This is a genomic window from Adlercreutzia sp. DFI.6.23 (assembly GCF_024462535.1).
Lineage (GTDB): Bacteria > Actinomycetota > Coriobacteriia > Coriobacteriales > Eggerthellaceae > Adlercreutzia > Adlercreutzia rubneri.
The window spans coordinates 1-21,484 of record NZ_JANGBP010000015.1 but is presented as its reverse complement, the minus strand read 5'-3'; the positions used below and the strand labels follow the sequence as shown (position 1 = coordinate 21,484).

Here is a 21,484-nt window from a genome sequence, read left to right as displayed (position 1 = left end):
AATCCCCCTCCTTTTCATTTTCGCGAAGTGAATGCCAGTTGGGGGCAGAAATGGTCAATGCCCGATTCGGAAAATGCCAGTTGAGGGTAGAAATGGCCGGATAACCGCGATTTCTCGCGCCGCCTTTCGACCATTTCGACCCCCAACTGGCATCTACGGCGCCCTTTTCGCGAATCACCCACGTCAGGACCTCTTCGCGAACCGCCTACAAATGCCGCAAGTTGACACGGTAGCGGCGCAGGCGCTCCTCACCAATGTCTGAGATGACGGCGTCGAGAGTCGCAAGGAGCCCCTCGCGCTGCTCGGGCAACCGACCGTGCAACATCACCGGGTTGGACGCCCCCAGCATGGCGAACTCCACGGGAATATCCAGCTGGGCGACCAGCTCCTTCACCTCCTCATATTTCTCCACCTCGGTCGCCTCATGCCATCGTCCAGCTTCGATCTCTCGGTACAGCGCCGAGCTACGGTATATGGTGAGCATATTCGCACCGATGAGCCAGGGGTTCGTCCGGTTGCAGACATCCGCCGTCGCCCGCGCCCCCGCCAAACCGCGCCCGGCGCCCGAGATACCCACCAGGTAGAAGAATGCGTAGGAGATCCCCGCAGCATCGAGCCGTGCACACTGTTTCGCGATGTCCTCGGCCCCGTAGCCCTTGTCCATGAACGCAAGGGCCTCCTCGTCACCGGTCTCGATGCCGATGGTGAGGCCGTCGAACCCAGCCGCCGCGAGCTCGGCGAGCTCCTCGTCGGTCTTTGCCGCCACATCGGTCACGCGGGAGAAGCACCCGATGCTCTTGCATTGCGGGAAGTAGGCGCGAACAAGCGACGCGATCTTCCGCAAATGCAGCGCCTTCAGCCCGAAGGGGTTCGCTCGCGCGGGCGAAGGCGGGGCGAGGAGGTGGAGCGCTGCAAGTCCGTCTCCACCATCCAGCGCATGATCGGCGGAAAATGGAAGATCGAGATTCTCTTCTATATCGCCCTTAAAGACGTGCGGCATTTCGGGCAGCTCAGGCGCTGCATCGGGAACATATCCGAGTCCACCCTTTCCAAGCAGCTCAGAGAACTGGTGGCCGACGGCTTCCTCACACGCACCGATTTCGGCGAGGTGCCCCCACGGGTGGAATACGCCCTCACCCCGCAAGGCGAAAGCTTCGTGCCCATCCTCCTCGCTCTGAAGCAATGGGGAGAGAAGGAGCTGGGGCTTTAAATGGGCAATCCGAACTGTCCGAACAGCTGGGTCGGCTCCTCTTTAATACCATCCCTGTTTACAGCTTCTAAAAACTTTTGAGAAGCCTACGCGCCAACTTCTCAAAAATTTTTAGAAGTTTGTATCTGGAGAAAGCCATGGACAACATTGCGGCCCTTACGGCGGAGGCATCACAGAAGACCGCTTGGAAGGATCGGCGTTCTCGCCCCAGACGCAAACACTCCTGGAAGGGATGTTCGACCGCCACCTGACGGAGGGTGGCTTCCCCGGCGTGCAGAATCGCCTCAACGAGGACCGTATCGAGACCGACGCCGGTCCCATCGATGTCGTTCCCGCGTGGAAATGGTTCTTGCGATAGGGGCAGATCGCGCCCAGCGCATGCGGGAGTCCGCGTGAGCCAGAACTGATTCAAGTGGGTCAAGGGGACGGTTCTCTTGACCCACGGGGGCAATCGTCGTGTGCGAGCCCAACGACCGCGGCCGGAAGCAAAAGGCGGCCAACCCTATTGGGCGGCCGCCTTGCGGAGGGCTCGGGTACCGCTGGAAGGAAGGAGGAGGAAGGGCGGCTCCGAGGAAGGTTTCGAGCTTTGCTCTGCCACTATAATACGGGAAAGCCCACCTAGGCGTATCACCTAAACGGGCTATATTGCGCTCAGGCCCGCATGTCCCAACCAGGCGGTTCCAGAGCACTCCCCTACAGAAGACGCCGTTTCTCCCGTGCCAATTCGTGGCTCTCGGGCGCTCCCCGCAACAAGGTCAGATCGACGATCTCGCGGAAGAACGAGGTGGCCGACAGCCCTTCAGGCACTTTCTCGTTCAAAGGGGAGATCGCAAGCCGCCCGTCCTCCTCCCAATCGACGAGCATAAGACAGGTTGCATCGTAGGCATCGTCTTCCACGCGCAGCTTCTGAAGCATGGTAATGGCCTTCGAAAAATTCCGCGGTTCATCGACGATGGAGGAGTTCAAAAGGAAGAAAAAGCCGAGCGTGGCAAGCGGATGACGCCCTTTCAGATTCTTCGCATCGCCATAGGCCTCTTCGAAGCGGTTGGCGAGATTTTTGCCAAATGCCGAGCTCATGGTCTTCGTCGAGATGAGGATTTCAGGACCCGTCATCCAAGAGGATAGCCCCACATCGACCTGCTTGCAATAGGTCGACCCGAGCACGTTGGCGTTGGCGCTGGCAAAGCGAGGAAGGACCTCGCAGCATTTTTCCGCCGTTCGCGCATCCAGTGAGCCGATGAAACGCAGGACCGAAGGATCCAAAACCCGCGGCCGCACGAGCCGAGGCCACACCGATTGCGCATCGAAGCCAGCCGCGCGCAGCTCTTCGGCCACCCACATGTCCAAAGCCTTAGCCAAACTGCCGGATTGGGCGCTGCTCCCATCCCGCACCGCCACCGTGAGAAGCTTCTCCAACAGGGGTATTTCCAGAAGTGGCTCGCCGGCATCGGACCAATAGGGCCGACGCACGCTCGAGGTGCCCTGCGCCTCCCAGTGCTCCACGATGGCGTCTTCGAACTTCTGATAGGAATCCATTACCCCACCTTCTTGAACTTAGCACGCTTCTTCCGGCGCAGGCGCATGAGCGTCGCACTTGATTTCATCTGCACGAAGCTCACCTCCTGCAGGGAAGTCCGAGGAATGAGCACGGCGTCCACCAGCGAGATCGCGCCATCGTAGTCGCGCTTCTCCAGAAGCTTTTCCACATAGGGGGCGACGGTCCGAAGATCGTCGGCGCACGAGGCCACCAACACAGGCGAGGGCACCGCCAGCATGCCGGCCTCGCGCGGCTCCAGCTTCAGCATGCCGCCTCCGTAGGCCCTCCCCGTTATCTCCGCGCCGAACATCGTAGCGGAGTTGAGGGAGGCAATGGGGAGAAGCGAACGCGCCGCCTCGCTTATCTCGGGATGGTAGAACAAGCTGTGGCAGGAATTCAGAACCCGCACCTTCGCGTCATTGGCACAGATGCTGGGACCGTAAGCATTCATATAGGTGACAAACGCATCGGGGACTCCCCCAACAGGCACGCGCCACCAGGGACTCCTCACCCGGCATTTGTAGGCATTCTGCACGCCGAGCTCCTCCCCGTAGGCAATGTAGCGCTGCGCCGCCTCAGAAGGATCAGCGCCAGGGCGAAAGAGATAGACCCCTGCACCCCGTTCCGCGGCGGCTCCTTCGTCCTTTTCCGTATACGCCAAGCGACGCAAGTGCCTCGAGCCCGGCGGGCAAAGGCGCAGCACGTCGTCAGAGGCGAACCCCCATTGCTCGAATTCGCTCTGATTCAGAACGAAGAAGCTGTTGTTGCCCGTCACGGCTCCCAGCGACAGAGTGCCCCATTGGGACAAAGAGACGAATTCGCCCGCGCCCGTAAGCCGGCCCAGCGAGGAAAGCGAGTCACTCGAGGCGAAAAGCCCCGACCAGCGCGCGCCTTCCGAAGGGGGCTGGTAGAGCGCTAGCTTGCCCGACGCAAGATCGGCAATATCGTCGCACTGCTGCCAGGTAATAGACGAGCATGACCCTGCCCTCCAGCCATCGGCCAGAAGAAGGACGACCTCTTCTTGCACCTCGGGAAAAACCGGCTCGTCAAATGTTGCCAGACGCACCGACGAAAACGACGCCATGAGGAAGGACCTCAGAGGGGCCGCGTAGTTCACCGTGAGCAATTCGGCGGGAAGAACCAAGCCGAGGCGTCCTCCGGGCTTCAGGAAGGAAACTGAGTGGAGCACGAAGGGCATCCAGAGGGACGAGAGCGAGCTTACGGCAACGCCGTGGCGCTCAGCGATGGCTCCGATGGCATCTTTCTGATCGGACGACAGCGACTGAAACCGCACATAGGGCGGATTGCCGATCACCACGTCGAAAGATGGATCGGGCGCAAGCCGAAGAAAATCAGAGACGACGATATTCGCGGAGCACCCTAAGGCTCCCAGTCGCCCGACGGCCTTCTCGGCACTGGCCTCGTGCACTTCGCAGCCGACGACGTTACGCTCGGCCACGGCAGATTTGCAGCCCAGCGACCGCAGGCAATCAGAGGCGGCGACAAGAAACTCGGCTTCCCCGCAAGCGGGCTCGAGCACGTGATCGTCCGGAAAGCGAATCGCCCATCGAGCCACGAAGCGCGCTAACTCGGGCGGCGTGAAGAAGGCGCCACGGGCCTTGCGCGTCCCCGGAGCGTCCTCTGCCGCACTCAGTGCCGAACCATAGGCCATGGCCTGTCGCCTCCTTTCCTGCACGGCATCTCATTGACTTGCCATTCTAGCGCAAAGAAAAGACCTCGGTGTACCCGAACAAGGACACCGAGGCCTTCTTCATGCTTTCTGGTTCAGTGAAAGCGCGCTACTTGCTCTTCGCCTGCTTATCGGCAACGGCCTCTTCCAGAAGCGTGAGCTGCGCGGTCGCCTTCTTGGTGCCGCGGAAGATCATGAGCACGTACACGAGCAGGGCCACCCACAGAAGCGCGTAAGCCGCGATGATGTAGGGGGCGGAGGGCAGGATGGTGGAATAGATATCGGCAAGAATGGGATTCATGTTCGACCTTTCTCGTTGGTTGGCGACTCAAGCGGGATCCTTCGACTCGCTTCGCTCGCTCAGGATGACAAGGGCTAACGTTCGTCGTCGACGGTCTCTTTGAGCGCTTCAACGCGCTGGGTAAGGCGCACCTGGTTGAAGCGCGTACGGTACAGCACGAAGCCCACGAGCAGCATGCCGAGCGCGCACAGGCCCACGCACAGGCCCATCTCGGGGCTCATACCGCCCTCGCGCAGCACCACCGGATGGATGGACGAGGGAATGAGCCGCGTGATCATGAAGCAGATGGGCACGTCGATGGTGGCGATGATGGCCACAACCGCGGCGAAGGTGGCGCGGCGCTCGGGCTCGTCCACGGAGCTTCTCAGCACGAAATAGGCGATCACGATGAGCATCAGAATCAGATACGTCGTCAGCCGCGGCTCCCAGCTCCACCACACGCCCCACTCGAAGCGGGTCCACATCTCGCCGGTGATCATGGTGAGCACCACGAACAGCAGCGCGATTTCCAGGCAAATGCGCGAACAGGTGTCGAACCGCTGGTTCTTCGTCATGAGGAACCGCACCGCATAGTAGCACCCGAAGCCGAGGGCAAGGAACGAAGTGATGGCCACGGGCATATGGAAGTAGAAGATCTTTTGGGACAGGAGCATCTTCTGGGACACCATCACGTCCCCGATGAGCTCGGCGCCGTTCACCGCCGCACCGCCCACGGGGGCCACGTAGAAGAACGCCATGAGGAAGCCGACCGTGGACAGCACCGCGCCCGCAATGAGCGCCGGCACCACCAGCTTGTCGGGCCACTGCCCCACCTCAGGCAGCTTCAATTTCTTATCAGTCACTCAGTCCTCCTTTAGTTGACGACAAAGTCATACAGCACCCAGCTGGCCAGAATCATAATCACGTCGTAACCGGCACCGAGCGCCAGCGACGTGAAAAACCCGTCGGCGAACACATCTCCGCCCACGAGCGCGCAGGTAGTGGCCGACACGCAGGCGTACAGAAGCGGGAAGATCACGGGCACGAACAAAAGCGCCAGCATGACGTCCTTGCCGCGCGTGGCCGCCGTGATGGTGGAGAGCATGGTGCCGATACCCGCGATACCGATGCTGCCCACGACGAGCGGCACCACGAGCAGCCAGCCCGTATCGGCCGGCGCCGCGAAACTGGAGAAGAACACCCAGTACAGCGGCACGGCGATCACTTCCACCAACGCCAAAAACACCAAATTCGACGTGGCCTTAGCCAGAAAGATCACGCCTCGGTCGAGCGGGGCTAAAAGCAGGCCCTCCAAACACCCGTTCTCCGTCTCCTTGGAAAACGAGCGGTTCAGACCCAGAAGCGAGGTGAACACCACGAGCGCCCACAGAAGGCCACCGGAAACCTCGAGGAACTCGGATCCCGGGCGGGCGAAGGAGAGCGCCACGCCAAACACCACGATGACGAGGAAGGCGTAGATGCCCATGGACACGATCATGTCCTTGGTGCGGAACTCCGCCTTCAAGTCCTTCGCGAGCAACGTCTTGTACTGCGTCCAGGTGCTGGGAGCTTTGCAGCAGGAGCCACTCATCCCTCCGCGATCAGCCGCGCGGTATTCCGATTCGCGTTCCATCTAGCTCACCCCCATCCCGACGGTGGTGCGGTACAGGTCGGCGAACTCGTCGGGGCTCATCTGATCCTTCTCGCCGAAGTGGACGACGCGGCCGCGAGCGAGCACGAGCACGTGGCTCGCGAGGGCCAGGCCCTTGTCCAAGTCGTGGCTCACCATGACGAACGTGCGGTCCTCGCGCACCGAGGCGATCAGTTCGTCGAAGATGTGCATGGCATGGGGGTCGAGCCCCGAGTAGGGCTCGTCGAGCAGCACCACCGACGGGTCGTTCACGAGCGCCCGGGCGATGGAGACGCGCTGGGTCATGCCGCGCGAGAACGTGCGCACCCGATCGAGCCGACGGTGCTTGAGCCCCACGGCGTCCAGAAGCTCTATCACGCGCTTCTGCGGGTCGGACACGCCGTAGAGCTTCGCGTACAGAAGGAGGTTCTCCTCGGCGGTGAGATCGGGATAGAGCATCGGGTTGTGCGAGATGAGCCCGATGGCCTCGCGGACGCGCTCGGGCTCTTCCTTCACATCGATGCCCGCGAGCGTTATCGTGCCCTCCGTGGGCCGCGACAGCGTAGCGAGCATGCGCAGAAGCGTGGTCTTGCCCGCGCCGTTGGGGCCGAAGACCGACAGGAACGCGCCCTCAGGCAGCGCGAACGACACGTCGTCGACGGCCTTGCGACCGCCGAACGACTTCGTCAGATGATCGACGGAAAGCGCCGTTTCCACGGGACTACTCCCCCGCCTTCGCGTCAGCCTCGGCATCAGTCTCGGCCTCGGCCTCTGCCGCCGCGTCCGCATCGGCCGCCGCGTCGCCCTCGGCATCTTCCACAAGCGACACCTCCGCGTCCACCGTCTCCTCGACGATGCCCTTGCAAGCCGCAACGTCGCGCGAGGCCTTATCGCGCTCTTTCGGCTCGGCCTCGGCCAGCTCAGCAGCGGGCACATCGCCCACGGCTGGGCCGCCGCGACGGCGCTCCGCGCGCTTGGCGAACAGCGGGATGAGGCAGCCCACCATGAGCAGAGCGAAGCCCACCCACACGAACGAGATGAGCGGATTCACGCGCACGTCCATGGAGAAATCGCCCTCGTCGTTCACGCCGCGGTACACCACGAACAGATCCTCCAGCGGGAACCCAATGACGCTCGCCTCCAGCTTCTGCTGTTGGGTGGCGCTCACCAGCTGCACGGCCGGGTTCACCGTGCCCACGAACTGGCCGTCCTTCGTCACGTCGAAGGTGAGCGCGTAGCGCACGTTGCCGTTGCCGAGCTCATCGATGGAGTTGCCCGTGTAGGTGAGCTGGAAGTCCTGGATGTCGAAAGTCTCGGAAACCGAATCGCTCTCCTCGTCGTAAGGCAGATACCCCGTGATCTCGGTCACGTACATGGACGAGCCGATAAGGCCCACCAAAATGATGCCCATGGCAGCGTGGGCCACCGAGCCGCCGAACAGGGCCAGGCGGCGGCGCAGCTTGGCGCCATCGACCCGTTTGAGCGAGCGGACGGCCATGAACAGCGTGTTGAAGAACAGAAGGCTCGCCACGGCGAAGCCCACCACGGCCAGACCGTTGTAGTAGATGGGGTTGCCCTGCTCGAGCAGGCCCGAGGCCTGGGTGCCGCCCATGTCGATCATGGCCTGGTAGCTGGGCAGAAGGTACGTGGCGAAATAGATCATGAGCACGACGAACAGCACAAGCGCGCACAGCGCCGGCACGCGGGCACTCCGCCAGAACGCCTTCTTGTCGGTGCGGCGCCAGCCCAGAAGCGGGCAGATGGCGAGCACGGCCAGATAGGCGATGCCCAAGGGCCGGGCGATGGCATTGTAGGTGCCGGCCGACAGCGACTGGCCGCCGAAGGGCAGCCAGCTCGGCAGGGCCGAGGACACCGTCATATAGGCCAGAAGCACCGCAAACACGATCATGATAAGGTTATTCACGTAGTAGGCCGCTTCCTTCGACATCATCGACTCGATGTCGTCATCGGCCGCATCCGTCGCGCCGAAGCTCTTGCGGCGCACGATAAGGCCCACGATACCGGCCAGAAGCGAGCAGATGATGAGCGCGCCGAACATGACGAGCGAAACCGGGTCGCCCTCGAAGGCGTGCACCGACTGCACCAGGCCCGAACGGGTGATGAAGGTGCCCAGCACCACGAAGCAGAACGTCAGGCAGGCGCAGAACACGCTCCAGCGCTTGAAGGCGCCGCGCTGGCGGTACACCGTGAACGAGTGGATGAGCGCCACGCCCACGAGCCACGGGAGCAAACTGGCGTTCTCCACCGGATCCCAGCCCCAGTAGCCGCCCCAGCCGAGCACCACGTAGGCCCACACGGCGCCCAGCCCAATGCCTACGCCCAAAAGCAGCCACGAGAACATGAGGTAGGGCGTCGAGCGGTTCACCCATTCCGTGGAATCGTCGTTGACGATGAGCGCCGAGATGGCGTAGGCGAACGGAATGGTGAGGCCCGCGTAGCCGATGAACAGCGTCGGCGGATGAATCGCCATGGCCCAATGCTCCAGAAGCGCGTTCATGGAGCGGGCCGACGCCATGGCCGACAGCGTGCCGTCGCCGGTGAAATAGCGCGCGTCGGTCGCGATGAAGGGCATGTTGCCCTCGGAGAACAGGAGCACCGACACGAAGGCCGTCAGCACGAGCGAGGAAATGGCAAGCGCGCCGTTGTCGAGCGGGCGGATGTTCTTGCGCGTGGCGAACACGAGCACGGCGTTGAACACGGCGATGAGCCACGCCCAGAACAGAAGCGAGCCCTGACGCCCCGCCCAAAGGCCGGCGAGCTTGTACAGCCACGCCTCAGGAGCCGTCGAGGTGGAGCGGTTGTCCAGCACGTATTGGATGGTGTTGTCGCCCGAGAAGAAGCACCACACGAGCACAGCACAGCACACCGTGAGCGCCGCGGCCACGAGAACCGCGGCCACTCTTCCGCCCCAGGCGAAGGTCTCCGAGCGTTCGAAGGAGCGCTTCTTGTAAAGGATGTGGGCCACGCCCAGGCAAAGCACCGAGATGACGCAGCCGGCAAAGGCCACCAGCAGGCCGAGAAGTCCGATCATCGACATGGGCTAACCCTCCAGCGCGACATCGGTGGCGGCGAACTTGCCGTCATCGCCGAGCGAGCCGGTGAGCACCACCGTAGAGCCCTCGGCCACCTCGTCGGACAGGGCGCCCTCGAACACGACTGGCACCGAATCGCCCGCCTCGGTGTCCACCAAAATGAAGCGGTCGCCCTGGCCCGCGGCCTTCAGCGACCCGGCCCCCACGGAGCCGGCCACCTTCACAACCTTGCCGTAGACGCTCTCGCCATAGCCCAGCAGCTGCTCCACGGTAAGGGCGCTGTCGGCGTTCTCGTACTTCGACGGGCACTTCGTCACCAGCTCGGAGCACTCCAGCACGCCCGCATCGTTGATCTTGCCCGTGCAAATAGCGGTCACGTCGTTGCCGAACGTGGACGAGGCAGCGCCGTCGTAGCGCACCTCCAGCTGCGTGGCGGGGTCGCCCTCCGGGTCGTAAATCTTGAAGGTGAGCACGTCATTGCTCGTGGAGAAGGAATCCTGCACCACGTTGCCCGACACCTGCACCTTCTGGCCCGCCTGGGGATTCTCGGCGGCCTCGGCGATGCTCATGGTCGTGGCGGCGGTGTTGCCCCCCACGAATGCGAGCACCAAGATAAGCACGATGACGATGACGCCGGAGACGGCGATCATCCTCTTCTTCATCTTCGCGTTCATAGTCCTCCTGTTTCTAAGGTACCAAAGCGGTGTGGACCTGCCTCCCCGAAGGCCCGAAAAATTACCAACGGCCAGTATCGCCCAAGCCACGCAGAACCGCGCCTCAAATTCCACCGAAACCAGCAGATCAGCGCAATCGCCATAGTTTCGCAATAAGAAGGAGTTTGCTTAGAAAAGACCGGCGTAGACGAAGGCGCGCACCGCGGGTGGGTGCGCGCCTTCGGGGAGGGTGCCGGCAGGGCGGTCCGGCACGATTATCGAGCGGTGCGCCCCGTCGCCGCAGGGGCGAGGGAGCGCGACGCGCCTTCTAGTAGGTCATGTTCAGCAGGGCGTAGCCGGCCTTCAGCTCGTCCTCGCACTTGTCGAGGTTCTCCTGGGCAAGGCCCGGGTTGTGGGCGCCCTCGGAGTTCTCCACCATCACGTAGTCCCAGTAGAACTGCGCATGGCGGTGAATCTGGCGGGCCTGCTCCAGGGTGGCCTCATCCAGGGAGTCCTTCTGCTCGGCCAGGGTCTTGATGTAGGCGTCCAGCTTGGCCGCCAGCTCGTGCTCGCGGTCGGTGGTCTCCTTCTGCCACTGGACGATCTGCCCGGGCAGGTCGGCGTGGCAGCCCTCGCACTTCTCCATGATGGCCGGATCCTCGGTGGGGTTCACCAGGTTGTGAGAGCTGTACTCGGTGCCATCCTCGGCCTTGGCGGGGGCCATGTGGCAGTCGGCGCAGGTGTAGCCCTGCTTGGCCATGGAGGACTGCGCGCCTCCGTAGATGGTCTCGAACTCGGGATGCTGGGCCTTGAGCATGGGCGCGCCAGTCTCGGTGTGCTCCCAATCCTTGAAGCCCATCTCGTCGTAGTAGGCGAGGATGGCCTCGGCGGTCATGCCCTCGAGCCCCGTGTAGGGATTCGTGGTGGCCTTGGTCTCGGGGGCGAAGTAGTACTCGTTGTGGCACTGGCCGCACACCTGGGAATCGGTGGAGACCTTATCCACATCGGAACCCATGGAATTCACGAAGAACTTCTGGGTGACCGTGGTCTTCGTCGGGTCGTTCTCATGGCAGTTGTAGCAGCTGATGGGCTCGGTCATCTGCATGAGCACCTCGGCGAAGGGCTTCTGGTAGGCCGAATCGCCCTCGGAGTTCACCATGGCGGTGTACTGGGGCGTCTTGCAGGTGATGCAGTTGGCCAGCGTGTTCTCGTTCACGCGGGGCGTCTCGGCCACGGACTGCAGGCTGTAGGGATGCCCCGCCGCCTCGTCGTAGCCCTTGGCGAAGCCGTAGCCGGCGTACATGGTCACCAACTCCGGGTACTCGGTCAGGTAGTCCTGCTTGCCCTGGGGGCTGTTGGACTCGTTGGCCATATAGGTTTGGTACTCGTTGGGGTAGATGTCCTTCCAAGATTCCGCCACCACGACGCCGAAGGAATCGGGCTCGGGGGTCTCGGCGGGAGCCGCGGCCGCGGGGGCATCGCTTTCTCCCCCGGACGGTGCCGCCGCCGGTTCCTGGGCGGCCGGCGCGCAGGCGGCCAGCGCCGCGACGAGCGCCACGGTACCTGCCGCGACGGCCGCCGTCTTGAACGTCGATCGTTTCATGGTCCCTCCTTTTGATCGCTTGTCTCACGGGCGGCCGCGCCCTGGACGGCCGCAACGATAGCCCAAGCTTACGCCGTGAATCCCGCCACCGAAAAGGGACAGTTTCGCTCATATTCATGGGGACAGCAACAGCAGAGGAAGGGGACGGTTACACCTTGCTTACATTTCTTCTCGGGAAGGGACGTCCGGCGAGCCGATTCCCCCGGCTGCAACCGTCACTGCGACATCAACGTCTTTGCGACTTCCCGCCGATCCGCTTTCGGTACCCTTTTGGGAACGGCGGGGGCGCCCAAAGCGGAAGCGCAGGGCGGAAGTAGGACACACGTCAACGCAGGCGCCACAGGCCATGCAGTCGCCGGCGCGCACGATCGTATCCTCCCCCACCAGCGCCGGCGCGAGGATCTCGGGATCGGCGAGGCAAACGTGGGTGCACTTGTCGCAGTGGATGCAGGCGTCGTGATCAATGGCGACGTTCACCTGCCCCGCGCGCCCGAGCACTTGGAAGGTGCCGCCCAAGGGGCACAGCGCCCGGCACCACAGACGGCGGCTGACGAGCAGCTCAGCGATAATGATGGCCAAAAGCGTGCCCGCCCCGGCGAAGCCGCCGAACACGAGGCCCTTGTTCACCGCGCCGATGGGCGAAATCAGCTCGAAAATCGGGAAGCCCACGAGGGCCGACAGCAGCACCACTGCCGCCGCCACGCCGATCTTCGCGCGCCGCGGCACCGTGCGCTCGGGCACTTCAATGCCGAGCCGTCGACGAGCCGCATCCACGCCCTCGCCGACGAGGTTCACCGGGCACACCCAGCCGCAAAAGGCGCGCCCGCGCACGAGCCCGTAGACCACAACGATAAGCAGAGCGCCCGTAAGCGCCGATGCCGCCAGCAAGCCGCGCGACGCCGCCATCGCTTCCACGGCGCCCAACGGGTCGAACAACGGCACGCCGGCAACGCTCGAGGAGGACAGGCTGCCGAAGAACACGCCTTCAGCCGGCGTCGTCACTTCCCCGTCGCCGCCCGCGAACAGCCCCGCCAGCCCCCATCCGGCCAGCAGCGGCGGCAAGCAGAACAGCACCAGCATGCAACCCTGCACCACCCGCCGCACAACCGTTATCTTTCCCATAGACCGAGTCACAGGTCATTCCTCCCAACCAAGGCAATGATCAAAGGAGATACGGGGTGCCTTGACCGAGCGAGTTCCGCAGCGAACGAAACAGCCCAGTGGGCTGTTTCGCCGAGCGAGGACTGTCTGAGCGAATCAAGGTACCCCGCAGCTCCGCTTTTGGGCGACTTTCTACCCGAGTGTCTCATCCTCAAAGTTGACGTACACGAGATTCACGTTCAGCACCCCTGGAATCTGAATGAACCGGCTCGAAATCTCGTGCGAGGCGCCGGTGGAGGAAGCCTCGATGGTGACGACGATCTTGTACCCGTTCACCTCGTGCACCTCCACCCCCTCCATAGCCGCCAGGGCCCGCGCCACCGCATCCACCGATTCCGGCCGCGCCTCCACCACCAGCGAGGAGATGACCACCTTCTCGTCTTCCATGACCTACTCCTGGGCCACCGGATGGCAGGTAATGCACTCGGCGCGAGGGCCGTCGATCTCATGGGTGGACGCATCCCCGCCCACGTAGTGGTCGGCAGGCAGCGGCGTGGCGGCCGCCAGGAACACCTCCACCTCGTCGCTGCCGCCGTGGCAGCCGAAGCAGCCGGCTGCGCCCAGGCTCTCGTAGCGGCCCTCGTGGCTCGCCGTCATGAGCGGCGGCTCCCCGGGATTGTAGGTGGCACCGGTGTCGGCCATCTCTTGGGCGCACCCGGCCAGCGCCGCGGCCCCCAGCACGCCGGTCAGCACGGCGGCGCAGATCATCTTCGACTTCTTCATGGTCCGCATGGGTACCCCTCCTTAAATCTTCTCGATGGAAACGCAGGTCTTCTTGAAATCGGGCTCTTTCGAAAGCGGGCAGTAGGTGTCCTGCACCACCAGGTTGATCAGCGTCTCCTCGGCGAAGAACGGCGCGAACACCATGCCCGCGGGCGGACGGGTGCGGCCGGCCGTGGACACCGTGATGTCGCAGGTGCCGAAACGCGAGGTGAGGCGCACGCGATCGCCGTCGGTCACGCCGAGGCGCTCGCAGTCGGCCGGGTTCATGTCCAGCAGCGCCTCGGGCAGCGCGCGATTGAGCTCGGGCACGCGGCGGGTCATCGATCCGGTGTGCCAGTGCTCCAGCAGACGGCCCGTGCAGAACCAGAACGGATACTCGTCGCTGGGTTCCTCCGCCGGCGGCTCGTAGGGACGGAACACCGCCGAGGGCTTCTTGTCGGCGGATTTGTAGAAGCTCACGCCGCCGGCCTTGTCGTGCTCGCCGTAGGTTTCCACGCCGTACTCATCGAAGCCGTCCTCCTGGGGGCCGTCGCAGAAGCGCCACAGCGTCGGCAGCCACTTCCCGTCCACCTCGCGCACGGGCCAGGTGAGGCCATGGTTGTAGATGTACTCCTCGTAGGGGGCCAGCTGCTTGGCCTCCATCTTCAGCTTCGCCTCGGCGTTGATGGCCTCGGCGTCCGGGTTCAGGCTCGGGTTGCTGAAGGTGCGGTACTCCTCCCAGATGCTCGAGCACACCTCGCGGTCGGTACCCTTGAAAGCGCCGGCCTCGGCGTCGTACCAGGCGCCGAACAGGTGGTCGAAGGCGTCCTCGCCACCGATCTGCTCGCCGGCCAGCACGCGCTTGGCCACTTCCATGAGCATCCAGAGATCCCACTTGGCCTCGCCCGGGGCGTCCACGGCCTTCTCGAACACGGCCGTGCGGCGCTCGCCGTTGCCGAAGGCGCCCTCGCGCTCGACCCACATGGCCGCCGGCAGCACCACGTCGGCGTACTGGCAGGACAGCGTCGGGTACACCTCGGACACGCAGATGAAGGCGTCGTTGATGCCCGTGAGGTCGCCGCGTCCGAGGAAGCGAGTGAGGTTGGGCATCGACACGGCCCAGTTGTTGTGGGCGCTCCAGAGGAAATCGATACCGCCCTTGGAAAGCTCGCGGAACATCTTCACCGTGTGGTAGCCGGGTTTCTCGATGGCGTCCAGGTATCCGTTGGGCAAGTCCCAGATGGCCTCGGTGTAGCGGCGGTGATCCGGGTTCTTCACCACCAGGTCGGCGGGAAGGCGGTGCGAGAAGGTGCCCACCTCGCGGGCCGTTCCGCAGGCCGTGGGCTGGCCGGTCAGCGAGAAGGCGCCGTCGCCGGGACGGGCGTAGCGACCGGTGAGCAAGTGGATGTTGTAAATGCAGTGGTTCATCCAGGTGCCGCGGTTGTGCTGGTTCACGCCCATGGTCCAAAGCGAGAGCACCTTGCGGCTCTTGTCGGCGAACACCTCGGCCAGCTCCTGGATATCCTCGGCCGGCACGCCGGAAAGCTCGGAGGCGTACTCCAGGGTGTAGGGGGCCAGACGCGCGGCGAAGGCTTCGAAAGTGATGGGCTCCACATTGTCGACGGCCTGGCCGATGTCGCTCTTGTCGTAGCCGTCGTCGGTGGCGTTGCCGATGTTCTCGGTGCCCTGCTTGAACTGCACGTGGTCGGCCACGAAGTCGTGGTCGTACTTGTCGTTCACGATGAGGTAGTTCGCGATGGCGTTGGCGATGGCGATGTCGCTGCCCGGGCGGAAGGTGAGCACCTTGTCGGCCGAGGCCGAGGTGCGAGTGGTCATGGTGGTCACGTCGTAGTGGCGCACGGCCTCGTCGGCGAGCTTGCGGGCCGTCAGACGCGAGTACAGCATGGGATGGGCCTCGGCCATGTTGGCGCCCCAGGTGACGAAGACGTCGGTCTCGTCGATGTCGGCGTAGCAGCCGGCCGGCTCGTCGGTCTGGAAGACGTTCATGAAGCCCACGACGGCCGAGGCCATGCACAGACGCGCGTTGGGGTCGATGTTGTTGGAGAGCAGGCCCGCCTTCCAGAACTTCGCCGTGCAGTAGCCCTCCACGATGGGCTGCTGGCCGCTTCCCCAGAACGCCAGGCGGCTCTTGTCGGCCTTCCACGTGTCGCGGAGCTTGCCCGCCACCAGATCGAGCGCCTCGTCCCAGGTGGCCTCGCGCAGGCCGTCGGGCGTGCCCTTGGTGGACTTGTCGTCACGGATGAGCGGGGTGGTCAGGCGATCCTCGCCGTACAGCGCGCCGGCCAAGTAGTAGCCCTTCACGCAGTTCAGGCCACGGCTCGAGCCGTTCTCCGGGTCGCCCGTGACCGAGATCACCTTGCCGTCCTTGGCCTCCACGATGACGCCGCAGCCGCAGCCGCAGAAACGGCACACGCCCACGGTCTTCGCGGAGTCGCCGCCCGAGGTTGCCGCGTCCCCGCCGGTGCCGGCGAGCGACGAGCAGCCGGCCATGGTGCCGGCAGCGGCCGCCGAGGCGAGGGCCACGGCGGTGCTCTTAACGAAGGTGCGTCGAGTCAGTTCCATCTTGTTCCTCCCTTTCGGTCGAGGGCGCCGGACGCCCCGCCTTCGCGTATCTGCTAGGCCGCGCCGTTGCGGCGGGCCACGTAGGTTTCCTCTTGGGCGCCGGTGGGCACCACCACAATGGCGGGCGCGGGGTCGCTCACCGGGCAGCGCTGCTCGCACAGGCCGCAACCCGGGCACCCATCGGGCACCACCTGCGGCGCGAACACCGCGTGGATGTCGTCGCCCTCGCGGGGCCGGTAGTCGATGGTGATGGCCTCGTCGATGAGCGGGCAGGCGCGGTAGCACACCTCGCAGCGCATGCCCTGAAACGACAGGCAGGTGTCCTCGTTGATGACGGCCACGCCCATGCCGGCGTCGCGGCGCTCGGCAGGCACGTCCAAAGCGCCCGTTGGGCAAGCCGCCGCGCAGGGGAATTCCACGCACAGGCGGCAGGCCTGGGACCGCGCGTTCACAAAGGGCGTGGAAGCCTCGCGCCCCGCGTTCAGAGGGGCCGCATGAATGGCCTGGTAGGGGCACGCCTCAAGACAGCGGCCGCAACGCACGCAGCGCGCGGCGAAGTGCTCGGGCGCGCCGGCGCCGGGCGGCCGCAGCAAGGGCAATGGCGACGGCGCAGCAGAGGCGACCGCGCTCGCCGCGAAGACGCCCGCGGCGGCCAAGGCGGCGATTCCCGTCAAACGCATAGCCAAACCCCCTCTGTTTGTTCGTGCGGTCGGCACACGGGCGGCGTGTTGCGGCGCTCTTTCCGCAGCCGTCTCGCCGGCGATCCCGCGGCGGCCTCTCTCGAACCGGATTGTTTCGGCGCACAGTCTAGACGGCAACTGTCCCCATCGCGAAGGGACAGTTGCCCGTTATTTCATGGCGACGGTTGAAAAACCTGAGGGGGACACCTTCATGGGGCTTCCACATTTGCTAAGCTTCTCACTCAGGAAATAAAGAACCGTCTTCCCCCAACCATGGCAACGCGGAGAGGGAGCGCGATTCACAACCGGGAGGCCCCATGCATCTGGACGAGCACAGCGACACCCCCTTCTACCGCCAGCTGGAGGCCCAGATGCGGGAAGGCATCGAGAGCGGCACCTACCCCACCGGCTCGCGCCTCCCCTCCATCCGGGGCCTGGCGGCCGATTTGGGCTGCGCGCGCAACACCGTCGAGCAGGCCTACCATCTGCTCGTGCAGGAAGGCTACGTGGCAAGCCGCCCCGGTAGCGGATACGTCGTGCAGAATGTGGCCTACCTGCAGCCGGACGCCTCGGCACCCTCCTGCGCCGTGCTGCTGGGAGGTTCCCGGCGGAAAGCCCGCTACGACTTCACCTATGGCAACCTGGAGCCCGGCACCTTCCCCGCCACCGCCTGGCGGGCCATCACCGACGACATCCTGCTGTCGGTGGAAGCCGCCGGCTGCGACGCCTACAACGACCCGTTCGGGGAGGAGAGCCTGCGCGCGGCCATTGCGTGGCGGCTGGTCACGCAGCGCGACATCGATTGCACCCCCGAGCAAATCGTCGTGCAGGGCGGCACGCAGACCAGCGTCCAGAACCTGCTGACCCTCTTCGATGCCGCCCGGGACACCGTGGCCATGGAAGACCCCGGCTACGACGGCGTGCGCTCGGTCATTGGACGGGCGCGCTTCGCCATCAGGCCCTGCCGGGTGACCGACGACGTCCGCGTGTTCCTCTCCGACCTCGAGTCCTCGGGGGCGCGCCTGGCCTACCTCACCCCCTCGAGCCAGTTCCCCACCTGCCGCATCATGCCGACCGACGTGCGCGAGCGCGTGCTCGCGTGGGCCGAGGCCGCCGACGCCTACATTCTGGAGGACGATTACTGCCGCGACTTCCGCTACCGGGAGCGCTCGCTGGCACCGCTGGCCTCCATGGACGGGCGAGGGCGCGTGATCTACATGGGCACGTTCTCGAAATCGCTCTCGCCCGCTTTGCGGATGAACTACCTCGTGCTGCCCACGCCCCTTCTTAAGCGATGGCGCGAGGCCTTCGCCAGCTCGTACTCGCCGGTGCCCTGGCTCAACCAGCAGGTGCTCGCGCGCTTCATGACCGACGGCTCGTGGGATCGCCACCTCCGTCGCGTGCAGACGAGAAACCGCCGCAAGTACGACGCGCTCACGGCGGCGCTGCGCGAGTACATGGGCGACAAGGTGGACGTGCTGGAATGCGGCACGGGGCTTCACCTGCTCGTGCGCGTGCGCGACGGGCGCAGCCAGGACGAACTCGTGGCCGCTGCGGCTGCCGCCGATGTGGCGGTGTATCCCACCAAGAAGTACTGGGCCAACCCCGCCTGCGCCACCAAGGGCGTCGTGCTCGTAGGGTTCTCCTCCATCGCCGAGGCAGACATCCGCCCCGGCATCGCCGCCCTGGCCCGCGCGTGGTTCGGGTAGGCGGCGATAGCTGCTGCGGTCTCAGCCGTCACCCGTAGCACGACACGCCTTTTTGCCAAGCATCACCACCGATTTGGACATTATGTCCCCTCGTGCTACTTCGTTTTGGCAAAAACCCATGTCGTGCTACGGATTTTTGTCTGATTTGGACCCATCAGCCGTAGCACGAAGCGTCTTTTTGTCGGAGTTCTTCTACGATTGCGGCAAAAAGGTGCCTCGTGCTACGACCAACGTCCGAGAACAGCCCTTTCTACCGGTTCGCAACGTATGCACTGCCTTGCTCTAACGCAACGATGTTGACGGGTGCATCATGGACGTCTCGCACGGCGAGCCGCTCGACCAGCTGGCAGGCGCGGATGAGGCCGATGGAGGCGCCGGGAAAAGCAGGCAGAAACGTGTCGTAGAAGCCGCCGCCGTAGCCCAGACGGAAGCCTTCGCGGTCGAAGGCGAGGCCGGGCACGAGGGCCACGGGACAGGCGAAGACGGCGGGGCGCACTTCACGAGAGGGGTCGTCAGGGGGTTCTTCCACGCCGAAGGAGCTGCGCACGAGCCTGTCGAGGGATTCCACTGCATACCAGCGCATCTCGCGCGTGCCCGGAACAACGCGCGGCAGGCACACGGTTTTCCCCGCTTCCCACGCGCGCTGGATGAGCTCGCGCGTATCCACTTCCGCGCCGAAGCTCAGATAGGTGAACACCGCATCGGCCGCCGCGAACTCCGGCAGCGCCGCCACATTCCGCGCGATCGCCTCATCGATGGCGCGCCGCTCCCCCACAGACAGCCCCTCGCGCACCGCTTTGAACTGCGCCCGCATCAGCGCCTTGCCCGTTGTTGCATCCATCGACATCCCCTTCCGCTCGCCCCTCGTAGGGACGGTGCTTGCGCCGCCCTCCCAACTGCAACCCACTACCGCTCCCGACAAGGGGCGACCGAGGTCGCCCCCTACGGAGGCAGCAAAACAAAGCGGGCCCCGGTCTCCCGAGGCCCGCGTCATTTCCGTGGTGGAGATGATGGGATTCGAACCCACGACCCCCACGTTGCGAACGTGATGCTCTCCCAGCTGAGCTACATCCCCACGAAGGTGTGCGCTTTCGCGCAAGGCAGTAGTTTGCCCGATTTCGAAGCGGTTGTCAACCGCGTGCTTTAAGAGACCACACGTTCTTCCAGCGAGTAGTCCACCAGCTCCATGGACTCATCCACGAACGGCGCGAACAGCGGCTCGCCGTTCTGGGACAGCTCCACCATACCAGTGAGCACGTCGACGTACTGATAGGATTGACGAGCGGTGCGACCGCGCTTGCGGTCGACTTCCATGATGAACAGCTGCGGGTGAACCTGGGTGAGCACGCCTTCGCTCTCGACGATCTTCGAGCGGCCCATGTTGGCGCGCACTTTCAATCGTTGACCGACGAAATCATTCAAGGTATCATGAATGCCATCGACGATCTTTGCCTGCTTGGCCAAATCCATTGACTAACTTCCTCACATGTTGGCGGTACAAGTACAGCCCCATATCATACCACGATTGTCAACCCCCGCAACTTTTTTCGGTCGCGGGAAGTGCGACAGCCTTTAGCGGAGCACCGTCGCACTTACCCTCTGAGTCGGTGCGCAAGACAAGTGACGGAGGAATAGACCCCAGCCTGTGCGACCGCACCATTTGCTTACCGACCTTGCCTGCGTCTGCAATTTAATGCCCCCTAGAAGGCCGCGACGGGATTACCGTTCAGTGAAGAGGCTCAGGTTCGAAGGCGCAACCGCCTGTCGCACCGCTACAATGGCGCTTGCCCAGAGAACAAGCGCTTCGGGAGGTATTTCATGGCACTCATCGTGATGACGGACTTCGATTTCGGCGATTGCGACTTCGAGCGGAAGATGGTGGAGGCCGCGGGCATCCAGTTCAAGAGCTTCGACGATGCCCGCAACCGTACGCCTGCCGAGATCATCGAGCATTTGCGCGGAGCCGATGGGGCCATCACCTCCTACGGGCGCTTCACCGCCGAGGTGTTTGCGGCGCTCCCCCAGCTGAAGGTGGTCAGCAAGACCGGCACCGGGGTGGACAACATCGATGTCGCGGCGGCCACGGCCGACGGCTGCGCCGTGTGTAATGTGCCCGGCTACGGCACCGAGGTGGTGAGCGATCACGCCATCGCTCTTGCGCTCGCGTGCCTGCGACGCATCAATGAGATCGATGCCGACATGCGCGCCGGCATCTGGGACTTCCATCGCCGCCGTCCTCTGGGCCAGGCGCACGGGCGCACCTTCGGCGTCGTGGGCTACGGCAACATTGGACGCGCGGTGGCCCGGAAGGCGCGCGGACTCGGGTTCGACGTCGTGGTGTGGGATCACAAGGGCCACCCCGGCCGCCTCACGCCGGAGGATTTCCCCTACGTGACCCTCGAGAACCTGCTGAAGACCGCCGACGTGGTCAGCTTCCACACGGCGCTCGTGCCGGCCACCCATCATCTGCTGAACGCCGACAACCTGAAGCTTATGAAGGACGACGCCATCGTGGTGAACACCTCCCGTGGCGCGGTCATCGACAACGACGCCGTGGCCGCCGCTCTTTGCGCGGGCAAGCTCTGGGGCGCCGGCATCGACGTGTTCGAGCACGAGCCGGTCTCGCCGGACGCCCCCATCATGCACGCGCCCCACACCGTGCTCACCTCGCACGCCGCCTATTGGTCCGAGGAGTCCGCCGTCGAGCTGCGGCGTCGCTGCACCCAAAACGCCATCGACGTCGTGTGCGGCCGCACCCCCGAGGCCTGCGTGAACCCCGAAGCGCTTTCCCGCGCCCTCGCGAAGTAGCCGGACGCAAGCAGCCGCAACGGTCGCAGGTGCGGTTCCACAGTTGGAAAATGTGCTTAAATCCTCCTTTGCAGAATGTGGGTAGCGCATCCGCCGCCGCGCGCGTTGCCCTATAATCGCAGGCAACAGAACATCCATCCGCGAGACCGCCCGGATGGACGGCGATGCTCTTGCGATGTGGAAGT

General features: G+C 64.3%; 21 protein-coding genes and 1 tRNA gene. 4 read left to right on the top strand and 18 right to left on the bottom strand.

Annotated features, from left to right (window positions below; all coding sequences use genetic code 11):
* Nucleotides 1-205: 205 nt before the first annotated feature.
* Nucleotides 206-844 (bottom strand): radical SAM protein, encoded by a 639-nt coding sequence (locus NE591_RS11800; protein WP_173113920.1) that lies wholly within the window; start codon nt 842-844, stop codon nt 206-208.
* Between the two features lie 57 nt (nt 845-901).
* On the opposite strand from NE591_RS11800, the gene NE591_RS11795 reads away from it, so the two are divergent.
* Both NE591_RS11795 and NE591_RS11790 read left to right on the top strand, forming a co-directional pair.
* A complete protein-coding gene (locus tag NE591_RS11795) occupies nt 902-1,210 on the top strand; it encodes a helix-turn-helix domain-containing protein (RefSeq protein WP_227070076.1) in 309 nt (102 codons plus the stop codon).
* Between the two features lie 184 nt (nt 1,211-1,394).
* On the top strand, nt 1,395-1,568 hold the full coding sequence (locus NE591_RS11790; RefSeq protein WP_157012951.1) for a hypothetical protein: 174 nt from the start codon (nt 1,395-1,397) through the stop codon (nt 1,566-1,568).
* Nucleotides 1,569-1,903: 335 nt separating this feature from the next.
* On the opposite strand, the gene NE591_RS11785 is transcribed toward NE591_RS11790, so the two are convergent.
* The 14 genes from NE591_RS11785 to NE591_RS11720 all read right to left on the bottom strand — a co-directional run bounded on the left by NE591_RS11785 (nt 1,904) and on the right by NE591_RS11720 (nt 16,782).
* Nucleotides 1,904-2,545 carry a hypothetical protein gene (locus NE591_RS11785; RefSeq protein ID WP_256156719.1) on the bottom strand — a complete coding sequence of 214 codons (642 nt, stop codon included), beginning with the start codon at nt 2,543-2,545 and terminating at the stop codon, nt 1,904-1,906.
* Nucleotides 2,546-2,745: 200 nt separating this feature from the next.
* The gene (locus NE591_RS11780) at nt 2,746-4,419 is read right to left on the bottom strand and encodes a class I SAM-dependent DNA methyltransferase (RefSeq protein ID WP_173113929.1); all 1,674 of its coding nucleotides are present in this window, start codon (nt 4,417-4,419) and stop codon (nt 2,746-2,748) included.
* A gap of 127 nt (nt 4,420-4,546) precedes the next feature.
* A complete protein-coding gene (locus NE591_RS11775; protein WP_114540300.1) occupies nt 4,547-4,738 on the bottom strand; it encodes a hypothetical protein in 192 nt (63 codons plus the stop codon).
* 74 nt (nt 4,739-4,812) lie between these two features.
* Complete coding sequence (gene ccsA, locus NE591_RS11770; protein WP_173113933.1) at nt 4,813-5,580, bottom strand: cytochrome c biogenesis protein CcsA; 768 nt, start codon at nt 5,578-5,580, stop codon at nt 4,813-4,815.
* 11 nt (nt 5,581-5,591) lie between these two features.
* Entirely contained in the window at nt 5,592-6,350 is a 759-nt protein-coding gene (locus NE591_RS11765) for a heme exporter protein CcmB (RefSeq protein WP_256156718.1), read from the bottom strand.
* Nucleotides 6,351-7,100 carry an ABC transporter ATP-binding protein gene (locus NE591_RS11760; RefSeq protein WP_173113936.1) on the bottom strand — a complete coding sequence of 250 codons (750 nt, stop codon included), beginning with the start codon at nt 7,098-7,100 and terminating at the stop codon, nt 6,351-6,353. It lies immediately after the preceding gene.
* Complete coding sequence (locus NE591_RS11755; RefSeq protein ID WP_197745942.1) at nt 7,069-9,405, bottom strand: heme lyase CcmF/NrfE family subunit; 2,337 nt, start codon at nt 9,403-9,405, stop codon at nt 7,069-7,071. The genes NE591_RS11760 and NE591_RS11755 overlap by 32 nt, the downstream gene beginning before the upstream one ends.
* A gap of 3 nt (nt 9,406-9,408) precedes the next feature.
* Nucleotides 9,409-10,074 carry a cytochrome c maturation protein CcmE gene (locus tag NE591_RS11750; RefSeq protein ID WP_173113939.1) on the bottom strand — a complete coding sequence of 222 codons (666 nt, stop codon included), beginning with the start codon at nt 10,072-10,074 and terminating at the stop codon, nt 9,409-9,411.
* 307 nt (nt 10,075-10,381) lie between these two features.
* Nucleotides 10,382-11,656, bottom strand: a complete 1,275-nt coding sequence (locus tag NE591_RS11745; RefSeq protein ID WP_114540295.1) for an ammonia-forming cytochrome c nitrite reductase subunit c552 — start codon at nt 11,654-11,656, stop codon at nt 10,382-10,384.
* A gap of 159 nt (nt 11,657-11,815) precedes the next feature.
* Nucleotides 11,816-12,790, bottom strand: coding sequence for a NapH/MauN family ferredoxin-type protein (locus NE591_RS11740; RefSeq protein ID WP_231699504.1), 975 nt, complete (start codon nt 12,788-12,790; stop codon nt 11,816-11,818).
* Nucleotides 12,791-12,949: 159 nt separating this feature from the next.
* Complete coding sequence (locus tag NE591_RS11735) at nt 12,950-13,204, bottom strand: chaperone NapD (protein ID WP_202427822.1); 255 nt, start codon at nt 13,202-13,204, stop codon at nt 12,950-12,952.
* Nucleotides 13,205-13,207: 3 nt separating this feature from the next.
* Nucleotides 13,208-13,549 carry a hypothetical protein gene (locus NE591_RS11730; RefSeq protein ID WP_114540294.1) on the bottom strand — a complete coding sequence of 114 codons (342 nt, stop codon included), beginning with the start codon at nt 13,547-13,549 and terminating at the stop codon, nt 13,208-13,210.
* Between the two features lie 12 nt (nt 13,550-13,561).
* Nucleotides 13,562-16,102, bottom strand: a complete 2,541-nt coding sequence (locus tag NE591_RS11725) for a molybdopterin-dependent oxidoreductase (RefSeq protein WP_173113942.1) — start codon at nt 16,100-16,102, stop codon at nt 13,562-13,564.
* A 53-nt stretch (nt 16,103-16,155) separates the two neighbouring features.
* Nucleotides 16,156-16,782 (bottom strand): 4Fe-4S dicluster domain-containing protein, encoded by a 627-nt coding sequence (locus tag NE591_RS11720; protein ID WP_114549198.1) that lies wholly within the window; start codon nt 16,780-16,782, stop codon nt 16,156-16,158.
* A 317-nt stretch (nt 16,783-17,099) separates the two neighbouring features.
* Here NE591_RS11720 and NE591_RS11715 point away from each other — a divergent pair, with 317 nt between their 5' ends.
* Nucleotides 17,100-18,491, top strand: a complete 1,392-nt coding sequence (locus NE591_RS11715; RefSeq protein WP_114549197.1) for a PLP-dependent aminotransferase family protein — start codon at nt 17,100-17,102, stop codon at nt 18,489-18,491.
* A gap of 250 nt (nt 18,492-18,741) precedes the next feature.
* Here NE591_RS11715 and NE591_RS11710 read toward each other — a convergent pair whose 3' ends face one another.
* From NE591_RS11710 to NE591_RS11700, 3 genes are all read right to left on the bottom strand, one after another.
* The gene (locus NE591_RS11710) at nt 18,742-19,332 is read right to left on the bottom strand and encodes a 5-formyltetrahydrofolate cyclo-ligase (protein ID WP_173113945.1); all 591 of its coding nucleotides are present in this window, start codon (nt 19,330-19,332) and stop codon (nt 18,742-18,744) included.
* Between the two features lie 158 nt (nt 19,333-19,490).
* A tRNA-Ala gene (locus tag NE591_RS11705) sits at nt 19,491-19,566 on the bottom strand.
* Nucleotides 19,567-19,634: 68 nt separating this feature from the next.
* Nucleotides 19,635-19,961 carry a Veg family protein gene (locus NE591_RS11700; RefSeq protein ID WP_173113948.1) on the bottom strand — a complete coding sequence of 109 codons (327 nt, stop codon included), beginning with the start codon at nt 19,959-19,961 and terminating at the stop codon, nt 19,635-19,637.
* 348 nt (nt 19,962-20,309) lie between these two features.
* On the opposite strand from NE591_RS11700, the gene NE591_RS11695 reads away from it, so the two are divergent.
* Complete coding sequence (locus tag NE591_RS11695; protein ID WP_173113951.1) at nt 20,310-21,299, top strand: C-terminal binding protein; 990 nt, start codon at nt 20,310-20,312, stop codon at nt 21,297-21,299.
* Nucleotides 21,300-21,484 lie beyond the last annotated feature (185 nt).

Coding starts and splice junctions, on each gene's coding strand:
- NE591_RS11780 (WP_173113929.1), bottom strand. CDS start 4,419: ATGGCCTATGGTTCGGCACTGAGTGCGGCAGAGGACGCTCCGGGGACG.
- NE591_RS11775 (WP_114540300.1), bottom strand. CDS start 4,738: ATGAATCCCATTCTTGCCGATATCTATTCCACCATCCTGCCCTCCGCC.
- NE591_RS11765 (WP_256156718.1), bottom strand. CDS start 6,350: ATGGAACGCGAATCGGAATACCGCGCGGCTGATCGCGGAGGGATGAGT.
- NE591_RS11760 (WP_173113936.1), bottom strand. CDS start 7,100: ATGCCGAGGCTGACGCGAAGGCGGGGGAGTAGTCCCGTGGAAACGGCG.
- NE591_RS11755 (WP_197745942.1), bottom strand. CDS start 9,405: ATGTCGATGATCGGACTTCTCGGCCTGCTGGTGGCCTTTGCCGGCTGC.
- NE591_RS11750 (WP_173113939.1), bottom strand. CDS start 10,074: ATGAACGCGAAGATGAAGAAGAGGATGATCGCCGTCTCCGGCGTCATC.
- NE591_RS11745 (WP_114540295.1), bottom strand. CDS start 11,656: ATGAAACGATCGACGTTCAAGACGGCGGCCGTCGCGGCAGGTACCGTG.
- NE591_RS11735 (WP_202427822.1), bottom strand. CDS start 13,204: ATGGAAGACGAGAAGGTGGTCATCTCCTCGCTGGTGGTGGAGGCGCGG.
- NE591_RS11730 (WP_114540294.1), bottom strand. CDS start 13,549: ATGCGGACCATGAAGAAGTCGAAGATGATCTGCGCCGCCGTGCTGACC.
- NE591_RS11725 (WP_173113942.1), bottom strand. CDS start 16,102: ATGGAACTGACTCGACGCACCTTCGTTAAGAGCACCGCCGTGGCCCTC.
- NE591_RS11720 (WP_114549198.1), bottom strand. CDS start 16,782: ATGCGTTTGACGGGAATCGCCGCCTTGGCCGCCGCGGGCGTCTTCGCG.
- NE591_RS11715 (WP_114549197.1), top strand. CDS start 17,100: ATGCATCTGGACGAGCACAGCGACACCCCCTTCTACCGCCAGCTGGAG.
- NE591_RS11710 (WP_173113945.1), bottom strand. CDS start 19,332: ATGGATGCAACAACGGGCAAGGCGCTGATGCGGGCGCAGTTCAAAGCG.
- NE591_RS11700 (WP_173113948.1), bottom strand. CDS start 19,961: ATGGATTTGGCCAAGCAGGCAAAGATCGTCGATGGCATTCATGATACC.
- NE591_RS11695 (WP_173113951.1), top strand. CDS start 20,310: ATGGCACTCATCGTGATGACGGACTTCGATTTCGGCGATTGCGACTTC.